This is a genomic window from Nocardiopsis sp. iso_237, from assembly GCF_056173345.1.
In genome coordinates this window covers 4674806-4696328 of record NZ_CM149669.1, presented here as the reverse complement: position 1 = coordinate 4696328, position 21523 = coordinate 4674806, and the positions used below count along the sequence as shown (strand labels likewise).

The 21523-nt window shown below is 71.3% G+C and carries 15 protein-coding genes; 5 read left to right on the top strand and 10 right to left on the bottom strand.

Features of this window, described 5'->3' with window-relative positions; translation table 11 throughout:
- The first annotated feature begins 70 nt into the window (after positions 1-70).
- Together hflX and AC0VYM_RS21335 are read left to right on the top strand one after the other, a co-directional pair.
- Entirely contained in the window at positions 71-1582 is a 1512-nt protein-coding gene (gene hflX, locus AC0VYM_RS21340; RefSeq protein ID WP_475454881.1) for a GTPase HflX, read from the top strand.
- Between the two features lie 467 nt (positions 1583-2049).
- Positions 2050-3258, top strand: coding sequence for an amidohydrolase family protein (locus tag AC0VYM_RS21335; protein WP_475454879.1), 1209 nt, complete (start codon positions 2050-2052; stop codon positions 3256-3258).
- A gap of 383 nt (positions 3259-3641) precedes the next feature.
- Here AC0VYM_RS21335 and holA read toward each other — a convergent pair whose 3' ends face one another.
- The 5 genes from holA to AC0VYM_RS21310 all read right to left on the bottom strand — a co-directional run bounded on the left by holA (position 3642) and on the right by AC0VYM_RS21310 (position 10386).
- Positions 3642-4604, bottom strand: a complete 963-nt coding sequence (gene holA, locus AC0VYM_RS21330) for a DNA polymerase III subunit delta (protein ID WP_475454878.1) — start codon at positions 4602-4604, stop codon at positions 3642-3644.
- Positions 4605-4676: 72 nt separating this feature from the next.
- Positions 4677-7007, bottom strand: a complete 2331-nt coding sequence (locus AC0VYM_RS21325; protein ID WP_475454876.1) for a ComEC/Rec2 family competence protein — start codon at positions 7005-7007, stop codon at positions 4677-4679.
- Between the two features lie 6 nt (positions 7008-7013).
- Complete coding sequence (locus tag AC0VYM_RS21320; RefSeq protein WP_475454874.1) at positions 7014-8498, bottom strand: helix-hairpin-helix domain-containing protein; 1485 nt, start codon at positions 8496-8498, stop codon at positions 7014-7016.
- A 433-nt stretch (positions 8499-8931) separates the two neighbouring features.
- On the bottom strand, positions 8932-9201 hold the full coding sequence (gene rpsT / locus AC0VYM_RS21315) for a 30S ribosomal protein S20 (protein ID WP_475454872.1): 270 nt from the start codon (positions 9199-9201) through the stop codon (positions 8932-8934).
- 195 nt (positions 9202-9396) lie between these two features.
- A complete protein-coding gene (locus AC0VYM_RS21310) occupies positions 9397-10386 on the bottom strand; it encodes a hypothetical protein (protein ID WP_475454870.1) in 990 nt (329 codons plus the stop codon).
- A gap of 269 nt (positions 10387-10655) precedes the next feature.
- On the opposite strand from AC0VYM_RS21310, the gene lepA reads away from it, so the two are divergent.
- Positions 10656-12497 (top strand): translation elongation factor 4, encoded by a 1842-nt coding sequence (gene lepA / locus AC0VYM_RS21305; protein WP_475454868.1) that lies wholly within the window; start codon positions 10656-10658, stop codon positions 12495-12497.
- 86 nt (positions 12498-12583) lie between these two features.
- Here the strand turns inward: lepA and AC0VYM_RS21300 are convergent, their stop codons facing one another.
- The 4 genes from AC0VYM_RS21300 to AC0VYM_RS21285 all read right to left on the bottom strand — a co-directional run bounded on the left by AC0VYM_RS21300 (position 12584) and on the right by AC0VYM_RS21285 (position 18379).
- The gene (locus tag AC0VYM_RS21300) at positions 12584-13489 is read right to left on the bottom strand and encodes a sugar ABC transporter permease (protein WP_475454867.1); all 906 of its coding nucleotides are present in this window, start codon (positions 13487-13489) and stop codon (positions 12584-12586) included.
- Positions 13486-15102 (bottom strand): ABC transporter permease subunit, encoded by a 1617-nt coding sequence (locus AC0VYM_RS21295; protein WP_475454865.1) that lies wholly within the window; start codon positions 15100-15102, stop codon positions 13486-13488. The genes AC0VYM_RS21300 and AC0VYM_RS21295 overlap by 4 nt, the downstream gene beginning before the upstream one ends.
- 2 nt (positions 15103-15104) lie before the next feature.
- A complete protein-coding gene (locus AC0VYM_RS21290; protein ID WP_475454863.1) occupies positions 15105-16352 on the bottom strand; it encodes a sugar ABC transporter substrate-binding protein in 1248 nt (415 codons plus the stop codon).
- Between the two features lie 425 nt (positions 16353-16777).
- Positions 16778-18379 carry a glycoside hydrolase family 13 protein gene (locus AC0VYM_RS21285; RefSeq protein ID WP_475454861.1) on the bottom strand — a complete coding sequence of 534 codons (1602 nt, stop codon included), beginning with the start codon at positions 18377-18379 and terminating at the stop codon, positions 16778-16780.
- A gap of 96 nt (positions 18380-18475) precedes the next feature.
- Here AC0VYM_RS21285 and AC0VYM_RS21280 point away from each other — a divergent pair, with 96 nt between their 5' ends.
- Together AC0VYM_RS21280 and hemW are read left to right on the top strand one after the other, a co-directional pair.
- Positions 18476-19567 (top strand): LacI family DNA-binding transcriptional regulator, encoded by a 1092-nt coding sequence (locus AC0VYM_RS21280; RefSeq protein WP_475454859.1) that lies wholly within the window; start codon positions 18476-18478, stop codon positions 19565-19567.
- Positions 19568-19612: 45 nt separating this feature from the next.
- Positions 19613-20845 carry a radical SAM family heme chaperone HemW gene (gene hemW, locus AC0VYM_RS21275; RefSeq protein ID WP_475454858.1) on the top strand — a complete coding sequence of 411 codons (1233 nt, stop codon included), beginning with the start codon at positions 19613-19615 and terminating at the stop codon, positions 20843-20845.
- Positions 20846-20908: 63 nt separating this feature from the next.
- Here hemW and AC0VYM_RS21270 read toward each other — a convergent pair whose 3' ends face one another.
- A complete protein-coding gene (locus AC0VYM_RS21270; protein ID WP_475454856.1) occupies positions 20909-21520 on the bottom strand; it encodes a DUF4870 domain-containing protein in 612 nt (203 codons plus the stop codon).
- Between the last annotated feature and the right edge of the window lie 3 nt (positions 21521-21523).

The window sequence follows — 21523 nt, the reverse complement described above, 5'->3', positions numbered from 1 at the left end:
TGACCACGGGCCGTCGTACCCGCTCCGGGAAGAACCATGGCGGCACATGCGTTGACCCACCTGGAGGGATATGAATACAGCTGACACCCACGGAAGCGACCACGCGGGGCACGAGGCCCACGTCGGGGACGACTTCCGTGAGGAGAGCACCGTCGGCGGCCGAGCCGCTGGCGGTGACCACTACGAGGACCAGGGCCCCGCGCCCGACCAGGGTGAGATGGAGCTGGCCGAACGGCACGCGCTCCGCCGCGTCCAGGGGCTCTCCACCGAGCTCACCGACGTCACCGAGGTCGAGTACCGGAAGCTGCGCCTGGAACGGGTCGTGCTCATCGGCGTCTGGACCAGGGGGACCCAGACCGACGCCGACAACTCACTGACCGAGCTGGCCGCGCTCGCCGAGACGGCGGGCGCCCTCGTCCTCGAAGGACTCACCCAGCGCCGCTCCAAGCCCGACCCCGCGACCTACGTCGGCAAGGGCAAGGCCGCGGAACTGCGCGACATCGTCGAGGCCACCGGCGCCGACACCGTCATCTGCGACGGCGAGCTCACCCCGGGCCAGCTGCGCCAGCTGGAGGACGTCGTCAAGGTCAAGGTGGTCGACCGGACCGCCCTGATCCTCGACATCTTCGCCCAGCACGCCAGCAGCAGCGAGGGCAAGGCCCAGGTCGAACTCGCCCAGCTCAACTACCTGCTCCCGCGACTGCGCGGCTGGGGCGACTCCCTGTCCCGACAGGCGGGCGGCTCCGGCGGTGGCGGCGCGGGCGGCGGCGTCGGCCTGCGCGGTCCCGGTGAGACCAAGATCGAGACCGACCGGCGGCGCATCAACGACAAGATGGCGAAGCTGCGCCGTCAACTCGCCCACATGCGCACCGCGCGCGAGGTCAAGAAGGACGTCCGCCGCACCCGCGAGGTGCCCTCGGTGGCGATCGCCGGGTACACCAACGCGGGCAAGTCGAGCCTGCTCAACCGGCTCACCGGTGCGGGCGTGCTGGTGGAGAACGCGCTGTTCGCCACCCTGGACCCGACCGTCCGTCAGGCCCGCACGCCCGACGGTCGCGGCTTCACCCTGAGCGACACCGTCGGCTTCGTCCGGCACCTGCCGCACCAGCTGGTCGAGGCGTTCCGCTCCACCCTGGAGGAGGTGGCCGACTCCGACCTGATCCTGCACGTGGTCGACGGCTCCCACCCCGACCCGGAGCAGCAGATCAGCGCGGTCCGCGAGGTGTTCGCGGAGATCGAGGCCGTGGACGTGCCCGAGCTCATCGTGGTGAACAAGGTCGACGCCGCCGACCCGGACACGCTCAGGACGCTGCGCACCCGCTACCCCGACCTCGTCGAGGTGTCGGCGCGCACCGGAGAAGGGGTGTCCGATCTGGTCACCGCGCTGGCCGAGGCGCTGCCGGAGCTCGCCAAGGAGGTGCGCGCCCTGGTCCCGTACTCACGGGGCGACCTCATCGCCAGGGTGCACGAGGAAGGCCGCATCATCAGCGAGGAGCACACCGGAGACGGGACGGCGCTGCACGCCTTCGTCCCCGAGCTGCTCGCGGCCAAGCTCGACGAGTACACGCCCAGCAACGCCTGAGACCGGGCGTCGGGAACCGCACGGCCGGAACGTCCACGGGACGTTCCGGCCGCGTCGTGTCGAAACCACCGTGTTCCGGGAGCCGAGCCCGGGGCCCTCACGTTTCCCCTGAACCGCGCCGAGTCATCGCACCCGAGAGGGGAATACCAGTTCAGCAAGGGTCCGGGTGGTCTTCATCACTCTGCGGGCTTGCGAGTTTCGCTCGATAACGCTCGCATTCGTCCTCTCGGGGAGGTGTACACGGGCTCCGAGGATGGACTACGGTTTTGGAGCACTGGCCGGCAGTGATCGCTATCCCCCCGGGCCGATGCGAACCCCCACTGTCACGGCACCGCGAGGCGACTCCGGGTCGCCCACGGCCTGTCGGAATCGCATCCAGATACGAGGTCGCCATGCCCGCCCGTGCACGCCACGTCCCTGCTCCGCGCGTCCCGCGGCGGATCTGACCGGCGAGGGCGGACCACCCCATGACGGTAGTACTCCTCACCAACATCGGTCGGCTGTGGACCGGGATCGAGCTGCTCACCAAGGCCGCCATCCTGATGGACAACGACCGGATCGCCTGGGTCGGACACGCGGCGGAGCTCCCCCAGCGCATCCCCGGAGTGATGGAGGACCTCACCGAGGTCGACGAGGTCGTCAACATCGGCGGCGGACTCGTCACCCCCGGCCTGGTCGACGCCCACTGCCACCCCGTCTACGCGGGCGACCGCTACGCCGAGGTCAACATGTGGGCCAAGGGCGCCACCCGCGCGGACATCTTCGCCGCGGGCGGCGGGGTGTCCACCACCGTCACCATCACGCGGGGGACCGACCCCTGGACGCTGTGCAACGCGGTCCGGGAACGGCTCCGGCACTGGGTGCTCTCCGGCAGCACCACCGTGGAGGCCAAGACCGGCTACCACCTCACCCGGGACGGCGAGCTCGCCGACGTGCGCCTGCTGCGCTCCCTGGAGGAGGAACCCGGGATGCCCCGCCTGCACGTCACGTTCTTCCCCGCGCACGGGGTCCCGCCCGAGTTCTTCGGCCGCCCCAAGGAGTACGTGGCCACCGCCGCCTCCTGGCTCAGCGACGCGGCCATGGCCGGGGCCGACGGCGTGGACGTCTACTGCGACAACCAGCAGTTCACCACGGAGGACGCCCACATGCTCCTGGGCGTGGGTCAGTCCGTGGGCCTGCGCACCACCCTGCACGCCTGCTCGCGGCCCCGGCACGGCGCGGTCCGGATGGCCGCCGAACTGGGCTGCTCCTCGGTCGACCTCGTCCACGAGGCCGACGACGAGGACCTGCTCGCCCTGGCGTCCACACGTACGCCCGTGGTGGCCTGCCCGACCACCGCCCTGCACGAGCGCCGCACCCCGCCGGTGCGCGCCCTGCTCGACCACGGCGTCCCCGTGGGTCTGGGCACCGACCACAACCCGGGGCAGTCCGGCACCACGTCCATGCCGCTGGTCATCTCCCTGGCGGTGTCCATGTTCGAGATGACCGTCCAGGAGGCGCTCAACGCCGCCACGGCGGGCAGCGCGCACGCCCTGGGCCTCAACGACCGGGGCATGATCGCCCCGGGCATGCTGGCCGACCTGGTGCAGTGGGACGCCGACCACGAGGGTGCCTTCGCGTGGTCGATGGGCCTGCACACGCTGCGCGTGTGGCAGGGCGGCCGCACCATCCACTGAGAGCCACCCGGGTCCCCAGGGTTCGTGTTCGGGAGGTCTCCGGACACACCCAGGAAGCGGCGACCGGCGGTCTCCGAAGGCCACGGGGCCGGTTCGATCGTTCCTGGAGTGCGTGCTCGCGCCGTCTGCGGGGCCAGGAAGGGCGCAGCTTCCCGGGCCCTGCGAACCCGAGCTCGGGGCCTCGAGTTCCACCCGGGGTTGCGTGATGACCGGCGCCCCGAGATCCACTCGGTGGCTGCCCGGGCGCGGGCGATCTCCATGGTGCCCGGAAGGTCAAGCTCTCTGGGACTCCCGGGGCTCCGCAGGGGGGAGTCTTCGTCGAACCCAGATCGGCTCGCCACGCCGGCCCGCCGCGCTCAGGGCCCGGCGGGCACCGGTTCCGCTCAGCGGGTGCCCCGGGCGCGGGCGATCTCGATCACCGCGCGCTCCAGCGCGTACTCGGGATCGCGTCCGGCACCCTTGATCAGCGCGTCGGTCTCCGCGATCACCGCCATCGCGCGGGTCACCCCGGCGGCGCTCCACCCGCGCGCCTGCTGGCGCAGGGTGCGCAGCTTCCACGGCGGAACCTTGGCCCGCTTGGCCAGCTCCGCCTCGTTCACGCCGCGCGGAGGCTGGGCGGCCACCGCGATCCCGCGCACGGCACCCGCCAGGGCGCTGTTGATGAGCACCGGGGCGGTGCCCACGGCCAGGGACCAGCGCAGCTGCTCCAGGGCCTCGGGCAGACGCCCCTCCACGGCGCGGTCCGCGACGGTGAAACCGGAGGCCTCCGCCTTGCCGGAGTGGTACTTGGCCACCGCCGCCGCGTCCACCCTGCCCTCGGTGTCCGCGATCAGCTGGGTGCAGGCCGCGGCGATCTCGCGCAGCTCGGTGCCGACCGCGTCCACCAGCGCCTGGGCGGCGTCCCCGGTGATCTGCCGTCCGGCCGAGGAGAACTCGCTCTTGACGAAGGCCACCCGCTCGGGTCCCTTGGTGGGTCCCTTGCAGTCCACCCGCTGGGCCCCGGCCTTGACCGCCGCCTGGAGCAACGCCTTGCCCTTGGCGCCGCCCGCGTGGGTGAGCACCATGAACACGTCGTCGGCGGGGGCCCTGAGGTAGTCGGTGACGGTCGCCGCCAGGTCCTTGACCAGGTCCTGGGAGGAACGGAGTACCACCACCCGGCGGTCACCGAAGAGCGAGGGGGACGTGACCTCCACGAGGGTGGTCAGGCCGACCTGGGAGGGAACGAGGTCGTGGACGTCCACCTCGGGGTCCTCCTCGCGGGCCGAGGCGACGACGGAGGCCACGGCACGGTCGACGAGGAGCTCCTCGTCGCCGACGATGAGCGTGATGAGGGCGGGTGCAGGCATACAACGAGGATGCCACGCCCCACCGACCAACCGGTGCCCGATCACCGGTCCGCGCCACGGATCACCCTGGGCCTACGGATCGGGTCCCGGGCCACGGCTGGCCACCCGCACCGGCCCGCCCAGGACGGCCACGTCCCCGTCGAGGTCGGTACGGGCGTGCACCCGGGCCATCCCCTCCAGCACACCCACCGTGAACGGGGTCGGGTGGCCGTAGGAGTTCTCCCGTCCGGCGGAGGTGACCGCCACCGTCGCCTCCGTGGCGGCGAGGAAGGCCGGGACCTGGGTGTTCGCGCCGTGGTGCGGGGTGGTCAGCACCGTCACCGACAGCAGCTCCCGCTCCGGCTCGCGCAGCAGCGCGCTCTGGGCCTCCATCTCGATGTCCCCGGTGAGCAGCACCGACATGTGCGGCCCGTCGGCGCGCACGACCACGGAGGTGTCGTTCACCGATCCCACGAACCCGGCCTTCGGCCAGAGCACCCGCAGCAGCCACGGGCCCACCCGGAACCGCTGCCCCCGCTCGGCCTCGTTCAGCTCCACCCCCTCCTCGGCCAGCAGTCGGCCCGCCGCGCCCGCACCGAAACCCGGCGGGGCCAGCGCCGCCGGAACCCTCCGGTGCCGCAGCACACCGGGCGTGCCGTCGACGTGGTCGGCGTGGTCGTGGCTGAGGACCAGCAGCGGCACCGCGCGCACCCCCAACCGGTCCAGGCAGCCGTCCACCAGGTCCGGGTCGTCCCCGGTGTCGAAGACCACCGCCTCCCCTCGTCCCACGGACAGCACGAACGCGTCCCCCTGGCCCACGTCGCAGGCGACCACGGCCCAGCCCGGGGGCGGCCACCCTCCCGGCACACAGCGCGCGGCCAGCCCCAGGACCAGTACGGCGACCGCCACGGCGGCGAGTACGCGCCGGGTCAGACCTCGGGCCAGGAGGAGCACCACCAGCACCACGGCCAACAACAGGCCGCCCACCACGTCCGACCGCCAGGGCAGTGCGCCATAGGGGACCCGTGCGCCGGTCTCGGCCACGAAGGCGATCCAGGACACCCCCAGACCGGGCAGGGGCACCAGGAACGCGGCGGCCCCGGGCCACACCGAGGCCAGGGCGGTCAGCACCGAACCCGCCACGGTCACCACCGCCACCACGGGCGCGGCCAGCACGTTGGCCGGGACCGCCACCCAGGACACCTCTCCGGAGAGCAGCACCAACACCGGCGCGACCGCCACCTGGGCGGCCACCGCGACGGCGAAGGCCTCCGCCACCGGGCGCGGCCAGCGCTCGGACCAGGCCCGTGACCATCCGGGCACGAGCACCAGGATCCCCGCCGTGGCCAGAACCGACAGCGCGAACCCGTAGGACGAGGCCAGGCCGGGGGCCACGAACAGCACCCCCACCACGGTGACGCACAGGGCTCTCATCCCCGCGTGCGCCCGCCCGGTGGCCAAGGCCAGCAGACCCAGCGAACCCATGAACGCCGCCCGCACCACACTCGGCTCCGGTCGGCACACCAGGACGAACACCCAGATCATCAGGGCGCCACCCAACACCGAGCACCAGGTGGGAGCACGGACCCACCGCGCCACCCCCAGGACGAACCCTGTGAGGATCGCGAGGTTGGCACCGCTGACGGTCAGCAGATGGGTCATCCCGGTGGCCCGGAAGTCCTCGGCCGTGCGTTCCGGCAGCGCCGACACGTCACCGACGATCAGCGCCGGGAGCAGACCCCTCTCGGGCTGGGACAACCCCGCCGAGGCCTCGCGCAGACCGGCCCGGACCCCGTCGGCGAACTCCTGGAGCCGACCGGGCGCGCCGACCTCCTCCGGGGGACCCCGCACGAGCACCAGGGCGGCGGTCAGCTGGTCGTCGTCCGAGCCCAGGAAGGTGCCGCGCGCCTCGAAGGACTGCCCGGGGAGCAGGTCCTCCCACTCGGGCCCGGAGGCCAGTACCACCACCGGCGCGCGCGACACGCGCTCCACCCCGTCCACCCGGACCCACGCGGTGCGCGCCCGCACCACCCACTCGGCCCGGCCGGGACGCGGCAGCCCCGCCCTGGAACGGGGATCGGTGGAGACCACCGCGCGGAAGGCCGTCTCACCACCGTGTTCCACGGCGGCCGATGCGGCGCTGACGGCCGTCCGGTGCACGTGGACACCGGCCACCGCCGCCACCGTCGCGCCACAGGCCAACGTGGCGACCAGCGCCAACGCCGACGACTCCCACGCGGGATGGGTCACCAGGAGCGCCACCAGCGCGGCGCAACCCAGTACTCCAGCGAACGACCACGCCAACCACGGCGGGGCGGCCAGTGCGCCGAGGGCGGCCAACCAGGCGGCGACGGCGGGGAGGAGCAGCCTGAGGTCCGGTGGCCGGTCCAGACCGTGGGCGTCGGTCCCCAGCCAGCTGACCACGCCGCCTCACCCCACCGTCACGTGGGGTTCGAGAGTCCGGAACGTCTTCTCCGCGATGCCGTCGACACCCAGCAGGTCCTCGGTGGAGCCGAACCTGCCGCCGAGCGACTCCCGGTGCGCCAGGATCTGTTGGGCCTTCTTCTGTCCGATCCCGGGAAGCGTCTCCAACTCCGACTGCCCGGCGAGGTTGATGTCGACGAGGGGCCCGCCGCCCTCGGGTCCCTCACCCGATCCGCCGTCCGGTTGGGGGACCCCCACCAGGACACGCTCTCCGTCCGTCAACGGCCGGGCGAGGTTGACCAGGTCGAGGTCGGCCTCGGGCAGCGGACCGCCCGCCTCCTCCACCGCGTCGGCCACGCGTGATCCGCCAGGCATGGTGTACAGACCGGGCTCGACGACCTCACCGCCCACGTGCACCACCACGTCCCCGCCCGGTTCCCCGGCTGCCCCGTCACCTCCGGGCGCGGGCTCCTCGGACGCGTCCTGTCCGGCGGGGGAGGCCTGGCCCGCCAGCTCGGGCACGACCACCTCTTCGGGACGATCGCGCACGACCAGGAGGGCCCCGGCCACGGCGAGCAGTCCGAGCACCAGCAGGGCCACCACCGCACGCCGGGACAGCGACGAGCGGGAGCCCCAACTCTCGGCCACCCGCTCCAGGACCGAGTCGGGTGTCTCCGGGGTCAGCTCCGTGTACCCGGACGGCGGTCGGACCGCCGCGCCCCGTCGCTGCCGTCCGCCCGGGTCCTCGTCGGGGATGGATTCCGGCGTCCCCGCTGCCGCGACAGTCGTGTGTCCCCCGAGGCTCCTGTCGCGTTTGTCGGGATCGTTGATGCGAGGGGCGGGGCTGGGCCCGGTGACCGGGTCGTGGACGGAAGGTGTGACCCCACCGTGCTGCTGTCCTGCCGCGTTGTTCCGGACCTTCGGTGGATCCCCGGGACCCCGGCTCGTGTGGTCGTCCGCCGGGTCACCTTGGGGGCCTTCGTCGTGCCGCTCGGAGGCGCTGTTCCAGAGGGCTGAGGAGAACGCGCCGTTCGCGCCGGTGAGCTCACGGGCCCAGGGGGACGGGCCTCCCTCCGCATCCGTCGGGGGCGGGGCCTCCCGGGCAGACAGCGGGGGAGGGGGTTCGGCCACGGGGTTCGGCGTGATCCGGACGGTGGGCGCCGTCTCCGGGTCCAGAGGGTCCCCCGGCGGCCGCTCCGTCTCGCTCGGGGGCCCGGCGGTTCCGTTCCAGAGCGGGCCGGGTGGAGACAGGGAAGTCCAGTGCCCGCTGCGTCCCGAGGGCCGCTCCTCGGGGATGTAGGGGCTCTCGGCCCCGTCCACCGCGTAGGGAGGCCGGGGGAGCACCACCGCAGGGGCGGGATCGGAGAGGCTGCCTGAGGCGTGGTCGCGTGGGGGTTGGACGGCGGGGGAGGAGTCCAGCCCGAGGCCGCGGAGACGTTCCTCGGGGGCTGACAGGGGAGGTGTGCGCCGTGACCGGCGCGAAGCGGTCATGCATCCAACGCTAGGGACGCCGGATCGCCCTGTCATCGGCCGGTTTCCACCTGTGGATAACTCCCCGGCGCGGGGTCGGAGTTGTTTCCGGGCAGGCCTGTGCGGGCGGAGAAGGAGGCTCCCCCGATATCGAGCCAACCAGGATCCGCGCCCCGGCTCCAGGGGCACTGACGCAACCTGTGGACAACTCCCTCGCGGTTGGGTCTCACAAGGCCCCGAACCCGTGGGGCTCAGGAATGGGTACGGATCGGAGCGGTGACTGTCGGGTGGGTTCCCGGTGCCTCAGGTGGCGCTCGCCTGACAGGGGCGGGTCTCTCGTGACCGGGTACCAGTGCCTCAGGGGCGGTCGGCCGCCGGTCCGGGACACCCGGGCACGACGAAGGGCCCGGTCCTGGTGGACCGGGCCCTCGCGAAGCCTTGTGCCTTGAGCCCCTTAGGCGGACTGAAGGTCGTGCAGGCGCTTGGCGATCGCGCTCTTGCGGTTCGCGGCCTGGTTCTTGTGGATAACGCCCTTGCTGCTGGCCTTGTCCAGGGCGCGAGCGGCCTCGCGCTGCGCGACGACGGCCTGCTCGACGTTCCCGCCCTCGGCAGCTTCGCGGAACTTCCGAACGGCCGTCTTCAGGGAAGAGCGCACCGCCTGGTTGCGGACACGAGCCTTCTCGTTCTGCCGAATGCGCTTCTTCTGCGACTTGATGTTCGCCATGCGAAAACGTGCTCCAGTTACTGTGATCTTCGCGTCGGTCGAACAGGCGGCTCATCCCATGGGCAGCCGTTCCATGAGAGGCCTGCGTGGGCGCCGACGCAGGGTGTGTGTGAGTCCACAGGGCTCAAATTCGAACGTGGAAGTCCGAGACACGGACTTCTCAGTATGCCGTACCGGGCGGACCACTCGGAACCGTCACGGCTCGCCCACCGGGGACAGCCAGGCGGTCCGGTAGGCGGTCAGGTCGTCCTCGTCCGCCTCGTCCACCAGGTACAGGGACACACCCAGGGCCATGCTCTCCGGGACCTCCTCCACACGGGACATCCCCAGCCGGACGGCGGCCAGGGCCGTCAGCGCGGTCTCGTTCTCGGTGACCGGCCCCCACTGGTCGCTCTCGTAGGCGGGCACACCGAACCTCACGGTGACGTCCTCGCGGGTGCGCAGCGCCGTCACCGCCTCGGTCACCTGCCGCACCATGAATCCGCCGTACAGCCCCGCCGTGGGCATGTCCGCCCCCACCCCGGGCAGCACCACCTGGTCCGCGTGCTCCGTCACCCGGTCCAGGTACCCCTTCGACCAGTACTTCTCCTCGCCACCCGCGACGAAGGACGGCACCCTGCCGCCCGGAGCCAGCTCCACGTGGTGGGCCTGCACCGACAGCAGCGCGTCCTCGTCCAGTTCCTCGCGCACCATCTCCATGAGGGTGGGCAGGGACGGGTCGTTCACCGTCACCGGGCGGATCTCCAGGTGCACCCCGTCGAACCCGTCCGCGCCGACCTCCGCGACGGCTGGGGCCAGGGCCTCCCGGGCCGGGGCGTCGAACCGGTCCCGGATGAGCGAGGAGCCCGACTCCACGTGCCGCAGCCAGGCCAGCGCCTCCACCTCGGGGTGGTTCGCGTCCAGCCACGACAGCAGCGCCCCGGTGTCCGGCACCCGCTCCACGGCGCCCTCCGCGTCCACCTCACCGGCGTACACGTACAGCGTGCTCACCGCGCCGGTGCCCAGCAGCGTCTCCAGCGCCCCGGTGTCCTCCCACGAGCCCACCCACGCCGCGTCAGCATTCTGCGAGGCGGCCCACTCCTCGGGCGACCCCGAGTACTGGTAGGCCAGCAGCGCACCGGCGCCCACCACCACGACCAGGACCGCCGCCACACCCGCCAGCAACCGCTTCAGAAGCCACTTCACCCGTACGCCACCCGCTCTCGTCCGGCGCCCTCGTCCCCTGGGCACCCGCATCGCCCGTTTCCGGTCCCAGGTCGCATAATCTGGACCCAGGTCCCGCGCTCGCGCCCATACTGCCGTATCCTCACCGGCCGCTTCCGGTGAGGACGGTCTCGGCGCCGTGGGATGATGGACGATGCCGTGGCCGGATGGACATTCCACCGACGAGCCCGGCGGGGCGGCGCCACCCCAGGCGCACGACGACCCACACCCAACCCTGTGAACGGAGCACGGTGGCACAGCCGAACTGGACCGATCCCGCGCTGATCCGCAACTTCTGCATCATCGCGCACATCGACCATGGCAAGTCGACGCTGGCCGACCGGATGCTCCAGATCACCGGCGTCGTCGAGGACCGTCAGATGCGCGCCCAGTACCTGGACCGCATGGACATCGAGCGCGAGCGCGGCATCACGATCAAGTCGCAGGCCGTGCGCATCCCGTTCACCGCGCTGGACGACCGGACGTACACGCTCGACCTCATCGACACCCCCGGCCACGTGGACTTCACCTACGAGGTGTCGCGCTCCCTGGCCGCCTGTGAGGGCGCGGTCCTGCTGGTCGACGCCGCGCAGGGCATCGAGGCCCAGACCCTCGCCAACCTCTACATGGCGCTGGACAACGACCTCACCATCATCCCGGTCCTGAACAAGATCGACCTCCCCGCGGCGCAGCCCGAGAAGTACGCCGAGGAACTCGCCGGAATCATCGGCTGCGAGGCCTCCGACGTGCTCAAGGTCAGCGCGAAGACCGGTGAGGGCGTCGAGGACCTGCTCAACGAGATCGTCAACCAGATCCCGCCACCCGTCGGCCAGGCCGACGCCCCTGCCCGCGCGATGATCTTCGACTCGGTCTACGACACCTACCGCGGCGTGGTCACCTACGTGCGGGTCGTGGACGGTCACCTCAGCCCGCGCGAGCGCATCCAGATGATGTCCACCAAGGCCTCCCACGAGATCCTGGAGATCGGTGTCAGCTCGCCCGAGCCCACCAAGAGCCAGGGCCTGGGCGTGGGCGAGGTCGGCTACATCATCACCGGCGTGAAGGACGTGCGCCAGTCCAAGGTGGGTGACACCATCACCTCCCTGTCCAAGCCCGCCTCCGAGATGCTCGGCGGCTACCAGGAACCCAAGCCGATGGTGTTCTCGGGGCTGTACCCGATCGAGGGCACCGACTACCCGGTGCTGCGGGACGCCCTGGACAAGCTCCAGCTCAACGACGCGGCCCTGGCCTTCGAGCCGGAGACCTCCGCCGCCCTCGGCTTCGGCTTCCGCTGCGGCTTCCTGGGCCTGCTCCACCTGGAGATCACCCGGGCCCGGCTGGAGCGCGAGTTCAACCTCGACCTCATCTCCACCGCGCCCAACGTGATCTACCGCGTGGACATGGAGGACGGCGCCGAGCACGTGGTGACCAACCCCAGCGAGTTCCCCACGGGCAAGATCGACGGGATCTACGAGCCGATGGTCAAGGCCACGGTCCTGAGCCCCTCGGACTACATCGGTCAGATCATGGAGCTGTGCCAGGACCGCCGCGGCGAGCTCCAGGGCATGGACTACCTGTCCGAGGACCGCGTCGAGATGCGGTACACGCTGCCCATGGCGGAGATCGTCTTCGACTTCTTCGACGCCCTCAAGTCCCGCACCAAGGGGTACGCCTCCCTGGACTACGAGCCCATCGGAGAGCAGAAGGCCGACCTGGTCAAGGTCGACATCCTCCTCCAGGGCGAGCCGGTCGACGCGTTCTCCGCGATCGTCCACAAGGAGAAGTCGTACGCCTACGGCGTGGAGATGACCAAGAAGCTGCGCGAGCTCATCCCGAGGCAGCAGTTCGAGGTCCCGGTCCAGGCCGCCATCGGCGCCCGGGTCATCGCCCGTGAGAACATCCGCGCCATCCGCAAGGACGTGCTCTCCAAGTGCTACGGCGGCGACATCAGCCGTAAGCGCAAGCTGCTGGAGAAGCAGAAGGAGGGCAAGAAGCGGATGAAGATGGTCGGCCGGGTCGAGGTGCCCCAGGAGGCCTTCATCTCCGCGCTGTCCACCGACACCAGCGGCGCCGAGGACAAGAAGAAGAAGTAGTGGCCGGGCCCGCCGACCGGGCCGGTGCACAGTGAGAGGGGCGCTCCCACGCGGGGGCGCCCCTCTCGTCGTGTGCCGGGCGTTCGCTACCCCTTGACCGCCCCGGCGGTCAGGCCGTCGCTGATGTAGCGCTGGAGGAACCAGAACACGATCAGCGTGGGCAGGGACAGCATCACCGCGCCCACCGCGAACATCCCGAAGTTGGCGTTGCGCTGCGAGGCGACCAGTTGGTACAGCCCCAGGCCCAGCGTCTTGGCGTCGGTGTCCCGCAGGAACACGCTGGCCATCAGGAACTCGTTGATGGTGGAGACGAACACCAGCAGGGCGACGATCGCCAGCACCGGGGTCACCAGCGGCAGCATGATCCGGAAGAACACCTGCGCGTGGGTCGCGCCGTCGATCTGCGCCGACTCGTCCAGCTCCTTCGGCACCGTGTCGAAGAAGCCCTTCATCAGCCACGTGTTGATGCTCAGCGCACCGCCCAGGTACACCAGCAGCAGACCCCACCGGGTGTCGAAGCCGATCGCCGGGTAGAGCTCACCGATGTTGGAGAACATCAGGTAGATGGCCACGATCGCCAGGAACTGCGGGAACATCTGGATGACGAGCAGGCCGACCAGGCCCACCCTTCGCCCCCTGAACCGCATCCGGCTGAAGGTGTACGCCGCCAGCGCCGAGAACAGCACCGTCACCGCCGCGTTGGCGGTCGCGAAGAACAGCGAGTTCGCGTACCAGGTGGTGAACGGCGTGTTCCGGAACAGGTCCCGGGCGTTGTCCAGACTCGCCCCGGTCGGCCACAGCTGGGCACTGCTCAGTGTGCCGAGGGGGTTGAGCGCGGCCGAGACCACGAACAGCACGGGGAAGACCGCGAAGGCCACGACCACCACCATGACCGCGTGCCGCCACCCCAGCCGCCGGGCCCACAGCGCGAACCGGGTGGCGCCGCTCCGGGTGTGGGGCGCGCGCACCGCTTCGGGAACGCCGACCGTCATCGGTCCACCTCCTTGAGGGCCTTGCTCCGGCTCAGGCTGACCACGGAGATCACGGAGACGATGAGGAAGATCATCACCGACAGCGCCGCCGCGTACCCGTACTGGGCCGTGGCCTCGTTGAACGCCAGCCGGTAGGTGTAGGTGATGAGCAGGTCCGTGCCGCCCGCCGTCGGGTTGTCCGGCGAGAACGGACCGCCCCTGGTGATCAGCCACACCGCGTTGAAGTTGTTGAAGTTGAACGCGAACGTGGCGATGAGGATCGGGGTCATGGCGACCATCAGCAGCGGCAGGGTCACGTGCCGGAAGGCCTGCCAGGGGCCCGCGCCGTCGATCTGCGCCGCCTGCCCCAGCTCGCGCGGGATGGCCTGCAGCGCCCCGGTGGCCACGAGGAACATGTACGGGTAGCCCAGCCACACGTTGGCGAGGATGACGGCGGCCCTGGCGGTCCACACGTCGCCCAGCCAGTCGACCTGGAGCCCCAGCATCCGGTTGAACAGGCCGAAGTCGGTGTTGAACATGTCCCGCCACAGCAGGAACATGGCCAGCGAACTCATCGCGTAGGGCAGGATCACCAGCACTCGGTAGAGCACCTTGCCGCGCATCCTGGGCACGTGCAGGGTCAGGGCGATCGCCAGCCCCACCACGAACACCAGGCCGGTGACGGACGCCGCGAACACCAGGTTCCACAGCAGGATCCCGAAGAACGAGCTGGCGAAGGTCGGGTTGAGCAGGAAGCGGGCGAAGTTGTCGAGGCCCACGTTCACCTGCCAGCCCTGGGCCAGCCGCTGTCCGTTTTCGTTGTAGAAGGCGCCGCGTTCGTCGTCGGCCGTGTGGACCTCGCCGGTCTCGGTGTCGGTCACGCAGTCGCAGCCCTGGTCGTAGACCCGGACGGCGCTGCCCTCGAACGCGCTGGACAGCCCGCTGGAGCGGATGCCCGAACCGTCGCCGGTGGGGACCGCGAACTCCTGGAGCTCGTCGCTGCGCGCGTTCACCTCGGCGGGGGTGAGGATCGTGTACCCGAACGCGTCGGTGACCTTTCCCGCCGGGTCGACGTCGGCGCCGCCGAGGTCGGCCAGACCGTCCGCGGTGCCCACGTACGCGTGGCCCTCGCCGTCGGTGAGCAGGAAGGCCAGCTCACCGGTGCCGGGGTCGCCGGTGGTGGCGACCGTGAGCACGTACTCGGGGGAGTCGGGGTCCCGGGTGACCGAGAACGCCTCGATGGCGGCGACGGCCTGGGCCTTGTCGCCCCGGTGGCCGTCGCTGAGGTTGGTCACCGAGGTGCTCATCGTGTAGAGCACCGGCAGGATCTGGAAGGCCAGGAGGAACACCACACCCGGGACCAGGTACTTCGCCGGGACGGTGCGCTTGGACAGGTAGACGTGGTAGACCAGGCCGACCGCCGCGGCGACCAGGCCCATGCCCCACCAGTTGCCCGCCACGTACAGGGGCAGGACCGCCCACACGCCGAACGCGGTGAAGACGCTGAGCAGGGCGATCTTGACGAGTTGGCCGACGAGCGACCCGTTGGCGGCGAACCGACCCCCGGGCAGCGGGGGACGCGCGGGCGCCCCTGGGGAGGGGGCGCCCGCTCCGTCGCGGTTGGAAGCGGCCACCTCTACTGACCGATCTGCTCAGCGATGGTGTCGTGGGCGGCCTCCATGGCCTCACGGACGTCCCCGCCCGCGATGGCCTGGGCCTGCGCCTGACCCAGCGGGTCCCACGTCTCACCCATCTCGGGGATGGACGGCATCGGCATGCCGTCGGCGCCGGCCTCCGCGATCGCGGCGATGGCGGCGTCGTCGGCGGAGACGGACTCCAGGGCCTCGTTCTGCACCGGGGTGCGCGGGTCGGCCTCGTAGAGGCTGAGGATGAACTCGGTGGAGGTGACGTAGTTGGTCACGAACTCCTGGGCCAGGGCGCTGTTGGGGCTGCCCTCGGTGACGAAGAAGGCGTGGTAGCCGATGTAGGGGCTGGCCGGGTCCCCGCCCTCGAAGCCGGGGATGGCGCTGATCTCGAAGTCGATGCCCGCGTCGTTGGCGTCACCGACGTTCCATGGCCCGGCGATGAAGAAGGGGGCCTCCTCCTCGTAGAAGAGGTTGGCGTCGTTCTCGGTGTCGATGGAGCGGCGCAGCACGCCCTCGCCGTCCTCGCCGTACTCCGCGATCCTCTCCATGGCCGCGACGGACTCGTCCGATCCCACCCCCAGGTCCGCGGGGTCCCAGGTGCCGGTGTCGTCCTGCCCGAACAGGTACCCGCCCGCCGAGGTGAACAGGGCGTTCATCCGGAAGGGCTCGCCCTCCTGGCCGACGGCCATGGCCAGGACCTCGCTGGTGTCGCCCGCGTCCTTGAGCTCGGTGCCGACCTCGACGAGCTCCTCGAAGGTCTCGGGGGCGTCGGGGGCCAGCGCCGTGTTGCGCATCAGGAAGATGTTCTCCTGCGAGTACGGGACGCCGAAGAGCTGCCCGTCGAAGGAGAGCGCCTCGACGGCGGTCTCGTCCACACCCCCGGCCTGGTCGCCGGTGAGCTCGATCGGGGAGACCGCGCCGTTGCGGACGAGGTTGCCGGTCCAGTCGTGCGCGCCGATGAAGACGTCGGGGGCGTTGCCCGCCTGGTGGGCGTTGAGGAGGTCGCCCTGGATGTCGTCGAAGGCCAGCCCCTGGACGTCCACCTCGATGCCGTTGGCCTCCGCGAACTCGGCGGCCGCGCTCTGGATGGCGTCGGCCCGCTCGGGGTCGGACCAGATGACGAGGGTGCCCTCGGCGGCCCCGCCGTCGTCCCCTTCGGAACCGTCGCCGCTGCACGCGGTCGCCGTCAGGGCGATCGCGGCGATACCGGCGACCGCTGAAGCGCTGCGGGATCTCATGGTGTCTTCCTTCCGGGAGGACTGGAGGAGGTGGGGTGCACGCGGTTCACCGGCCGACCGGGTCCGTCGCGGGCGTGCGTGGTGATGTGACGTTAGCAATAACTTGCAGTCTTTGAAAGGCTTTGCAGAAGCCCTGGATAAAGATGTGGAAACACCCCGGAAACGGAAGGGGCGCCGCGTGCGGAGAGTCGCTTCGCGCTCGCCCTGGGTGGGGGCGTCGTCCCTCGGCCGACCGGGTCAGCCGTGCGACCTCGGCCATCGTCTCCGCTCGTCCCGGCCCGCCGGCCCGCAGGGGCGGGGTCGGCCACGGGGGCGGGAGACGGGAGCGGTCGGGGGTGCGGTACGCGGGTGGAAGGAAGAACCCGCGTGGGGGGCGGGTGCCGGACGGTGCGCGCACCGTCCGGCACCCCGGGCTCACGGCCCGATCAGACGCGCAGCCACGCCGAGGTCTCGGCGGCCAGGGTCAGCGTGCCCCCGGTCAGCAGGGCGCCGGGGCCGCTGGCCACCAGGAGCTCACCGGAGGCGGGCAGTTCGACCGCGTCACCGGTCAGGTTCACCGCCACCCGGACCCCGGGCTCACGCTCGAAGTACAGGACACCCTCGGGCGCCTCCAGCCAGCTCATCGAGCCGTCGCCCAGGGCCTCCAGCTCACGCCGCAGACGGAGGGCGGCGGTGTACAGCTCCAGGGTCGAACCCTGCACGCCGCGCTGACCGGCGCGGGTCAGCCCAGCCCACGCCTCGGGGACCGGCAGCCACGGGGTGCTGCCCTCGGGGCCGAACCCGAACGGGGCGGTGTCGCCCTCCCAGGGCAGGGGCACGCGACAGCCGTCGCGACCGCGCTCGGTGCGGCCCGAACGCTCCCAGGTGGGGTCCTGGAGGGACTCCTCCGGCAGGTCGGTGACCTCGGGAAGGCCCAGTTCCTCGCCCTGGTAGAGGTAGACCGAACCGGGCAGGCCCAGCATCAGCAGGGTGGCCGCGCGCGCACGCCGCAGGCCCTGCTCGCCACCGCCGAAGCGGGTCACGTGCCGGGTGACGTCGTGGTTGGACAGCACCCACGTGGTCGTCGCGCCCACGGCGCCGTTGGCGGCCAGGGAACCGTCGATCACCTCACGCAGGCGCGCGGCGTCCCACGGTGCGGTGAGGTACTCGAAGTTGAACGCCTGGTGCAGCTCGTCCGGGCGCAGGTAACGGGCCACTCGCTGGGCGTCCTCCACCCAGGCCTCCGCCACCAGCGTCCGGTCGCCCGGGTACCCGGCGGCGATGCGCGACCAGCGGCGGTAGATGTCGTGGACACCGTCCTGGTCGAAGTAGGGCAGAGAGGTGCTGCCGTCGAGCAGGTCGGCCTTGGCGTCCGGGTCGATGTCGGGCAGCGCCGGATCCTTGACCATGCCGTGCGCGACGTCGATCCGGAACCCGTCCACCCCGCGGTCCAGCCAGAAGCGCAGGACGTCGTCGAACTCGTCGTGCACCTCCTGGTTGCTCCAGTCGAAGTCGGGCTGCTCGGAGTCGAACAGGTGCAGGTACCACTGCTCGGGGGTGCCGTCGGCGGTCTTGAGGCGGGTCCAGGCCGGACCGCCGAAGATCGACTTCCAGTTGTTGGGCGGCTCCTCGCCGTCGGCGCCACGGCCCTCGCGGAAGACGTACCGGGAACGCGCGGCGCTGCCGGGTTCGGCGGCCACGGCCTCGCGGAACCAGCGGTGCGCTGAGGAGGAGTGGTTGGGGACCACGTCGATGATCATGCGGATGCCCAGCTCGTGGGCGGCCGACAGGAGGGCGTCGAAGTCCTCCAGGGTGCCGAACCGGGGGTCGACGTCGCGGTAGTCGGCGACGTCGTAGCCGCCGTCGGCCAGGGGTGAGACGTAGAAGGGGGTCAGCCAGATCGCGTCCACACCGAGCTCGGCCAGGTGGGGGAGTCGCTCGCGGATGCCGGTGAGGTCGCCTTCGCCGTCGCCGTTGGAGTCAGCGAAGCTGCGCACGTAGATCTGGTAGATGGCCGCCTCGCGCCACCAGTGCGACTGGTCCTTCATCTGTGGGGGTCCTTCCGGATCATGGCTGCAAGTTCTTGCGCAAGATTACCGTTTACTTTCGTCCTTGTGACGGCAATCTCGACTAGAGTTGCCCACATGGGTCCACGACTTGCCGACATCGCACGGCACGCAGGCGTCAGCGAGGCCACCGTCTCGCGGGTGCTCAACGACAAGCCCGGCGTCGGAAGTGACACACGCAAGGCCGTCCTCACCGCGCTCGACGTGCTCGGATACGAACGCCCCGCCCGGCTGCGCCAGCGCTCCGCCGGACTGGTCGGCATGGTCATCCCCGAGCTGGAGAACCCGGTCTTCCCGATGTTCGCCCAGGCGGCCGAGGGCGCCCTCGCCCAGCGCGGGTACACCCCGGTCCTGTGCACCCAGACCCCCGGCGGGATATCAGAGGACGAGTACGTGGAACTCCTCCTGGAGCGCAACGTCTCCGGCATCCTCTTCGTCTCCGGCAAGCACGCCGACACCACCGCCTCACACGAGCGCTACCAGGCCCTCGTCTCCCGGCGGCTGCCGATCGTGCTGGTCAACGGCTACACCGAGTCCATCCCGGCGGCCTTCATCTCCGCCGACGACCGCGAGGCCGGGCGCCTGGCCGTCAACCACCTGGTCGCCCTCGGCCACACCCGGATCGGCTTCACCAGCGGGCCCGAGCGCTACGTCCCGGTCCGCCGCAAGCTGGAGGGCTACCACCAGGCCCTGGCCGAGCACGGCCTGGACGGCGACGACCTCGTCCAGCTCTCACTCTTCGGCGTGGAGGGCGGCCACGCGGCCGCCGGACGCCTCATCGAACGCGGCGTCACCGCCATGGTCTGCGGCTCCGACATCATGGCCCTCGGCGCCATCCGCGCCGCCCGCCAGCACGGCCTGCGCGTCCCCCAGGACTTCTCCGTGGTCGGCTACGACGACTCCCAGCTCATCGCCTTCACCGACCCGCCGCTGACCACCGTGCGCCAGCCCGTCAACGCGATGGCCATGGCCGCGGTGCGGGCCCTGTGCGACGAGATCGCCGGCCACTCCGTCTCCCACGCCGAGTACGTCTTCGACCCCGAACTGGTCGTACGCGGCTCCACCGCGGCCGCCCCCGCCACGGTGCCCGGCCCGCCCGCGCCGCCGAGCCACCTGGACGTCCCCTCCACACTGAGCCGCGACCCCCAGGACGCCGCCCACGGGGTCTGACCCCGGGGTGTCAGGGCACGTCGTCCGGTCGGTGACACTGGAGTCATGCCATCCGTAGCCCTCGACGGCGAACCCGTGCCCCGGACCGGGGAGCTCCCCGAAGCCTCACTCAGCGAGCTCGGCGGACGCCCGCTCGGGTTCTACGTCCACGTGCCCTTCTGCGTCACCCGCTGCGGCTACTGCGACTTCAACACCTACACCGCCGACGAACTCGTCTCCCGGGACGGCACCGCCACGGCTTCCCGCGAGACCTACGCCGGGCAGGCGGCGGCCGAGGTCGCCCTCGCCGACCGGGTGCTGACCGGCGCACGGCCCCCGGTCAGCACCGTGTTCGTGGGCGGCGGCACACCCACCCTGCTCTCTCCCGAGGACCTCGGGCTCGTCCTCGGTGAGATCCGCGACCGTTTCGGGCTCACCCCCGACGCGGAGATCACCACCGAGGCCAACCCGGAGACGGTCGACCCCGACTACCTCGCCCGTCTCAGGGCGGCCGGGTTCACCCGTGTCTCCTTCGGTATGCAGAGCGCCCGCCCCCACGTGCTGCGCGTCCTGGAGCGCGGCCACACCCCCGGCCGCCCCGAACAGTGCGTGACCTGGGCGCGCGAGGCCGGGTTCGAGCACGTCAACCTCGACCTCATCTACGGCACACCGGGGGAGAGCGACGACGACTGGGCCGCCTCCCTGGAGGCCGCCATCGGCGCCGGGCCCGACCACGTCTCCGCCTACTCCCTGATCGTGGAGGACGGCACCCGGCTGGCCGCCCGCGTCCGCAGGGGTGAGCTCACCGAGCCCGACGACGACGCCATGGCCGACCGCTACCTCATGGCCGACGAGGCCCTGGCCAAGGCCGGGTACAGCCCCTACGAGGTGTCGAACTGGGCCCGCACCGTCGAGGGGCGCAGCGCGCACAACATGCTCTACTGGACCGGCGGTCACTGGTGGGGGGTCGGCCCCGGGGCTCACAGCCACGTGGGCGGTACCCGCTGGTGGAACGTCAAGCACCCGGCCGCCTACGCCGCCCGCCTGGCCGCCGGGGACAGCCCGGCCCAGGCCCGCGAGGTGCTCACCGAGGCCGAGCGCAGGTTCGAGCGCGTCCTGCTGGAACTGCGCGTGGACGGCGGCTGCTCGCTGGAACTGCTGGACAGCGCAGGTCTGGCCGCAGCGGAACGCCTGGTCGGTGAAGGGCTCCTGGACCCGCGAGCGCACTCCGAGGGGCGGGCCGCGCTGACCCGGCGGGGCCGCCTGCTCGCGGACGCCGTGGTCCGCGACCTCACCTGAGGCAGACACGAAGGAGGGGCCCGGCAGGAAGCCGGGCCCCTCCTTCACGTGTGGAACGTCGGGCTACTTCACCCAGGTGACGTCCATCGGGTAGCGGGCCCACTCGCCCCGGTCCACCGCCGACGCCGCGCGGAAACCGGAGACGATCGAGAAGATCACCAGGCCGATCAACGCGAGGAAACCGATCAGGATGAACGCCAGGATCCACGAGATGACGTAGCCGATCAGCATCACCAGCTGGAAGCTGAGCGCCCGGGCGGCCTGGTCCCGGACGTAGGGCGACTCGTCCTTCTTCGAGATGTAGACGATGAGCGGCAGGATCCAGCCGAGGAATCCGCCGCCGATGTGCGCGAGCTTCGCCGAGCTGCGCTCCTCCGGGGTCGGCACGTAGGCGCCGTAGCCCTGGGCGCCCGGCTGCTGGTAGCCGCCGTACTGACCGCCGTGGGGAGGCGGGTAACCACCGGGCTGGTGGTAGCCGCCCTGGGGGTAGCCGCCGGGATGCTGGTAGCCGCCCTGGGGCGGCGGCGGGTAGCCACCGCTCTGCGGACCGTTGTACGGGACGGGAGGACCACCGGGGACGCCACCCTGCTGCGGGTAACCGGGAGGGGGCGGGTAGCCCCCGGACTCACCCTGACCGTAGGGGTCGTGGGGGTTCGGGTTGTTCGGATAGGACATGGT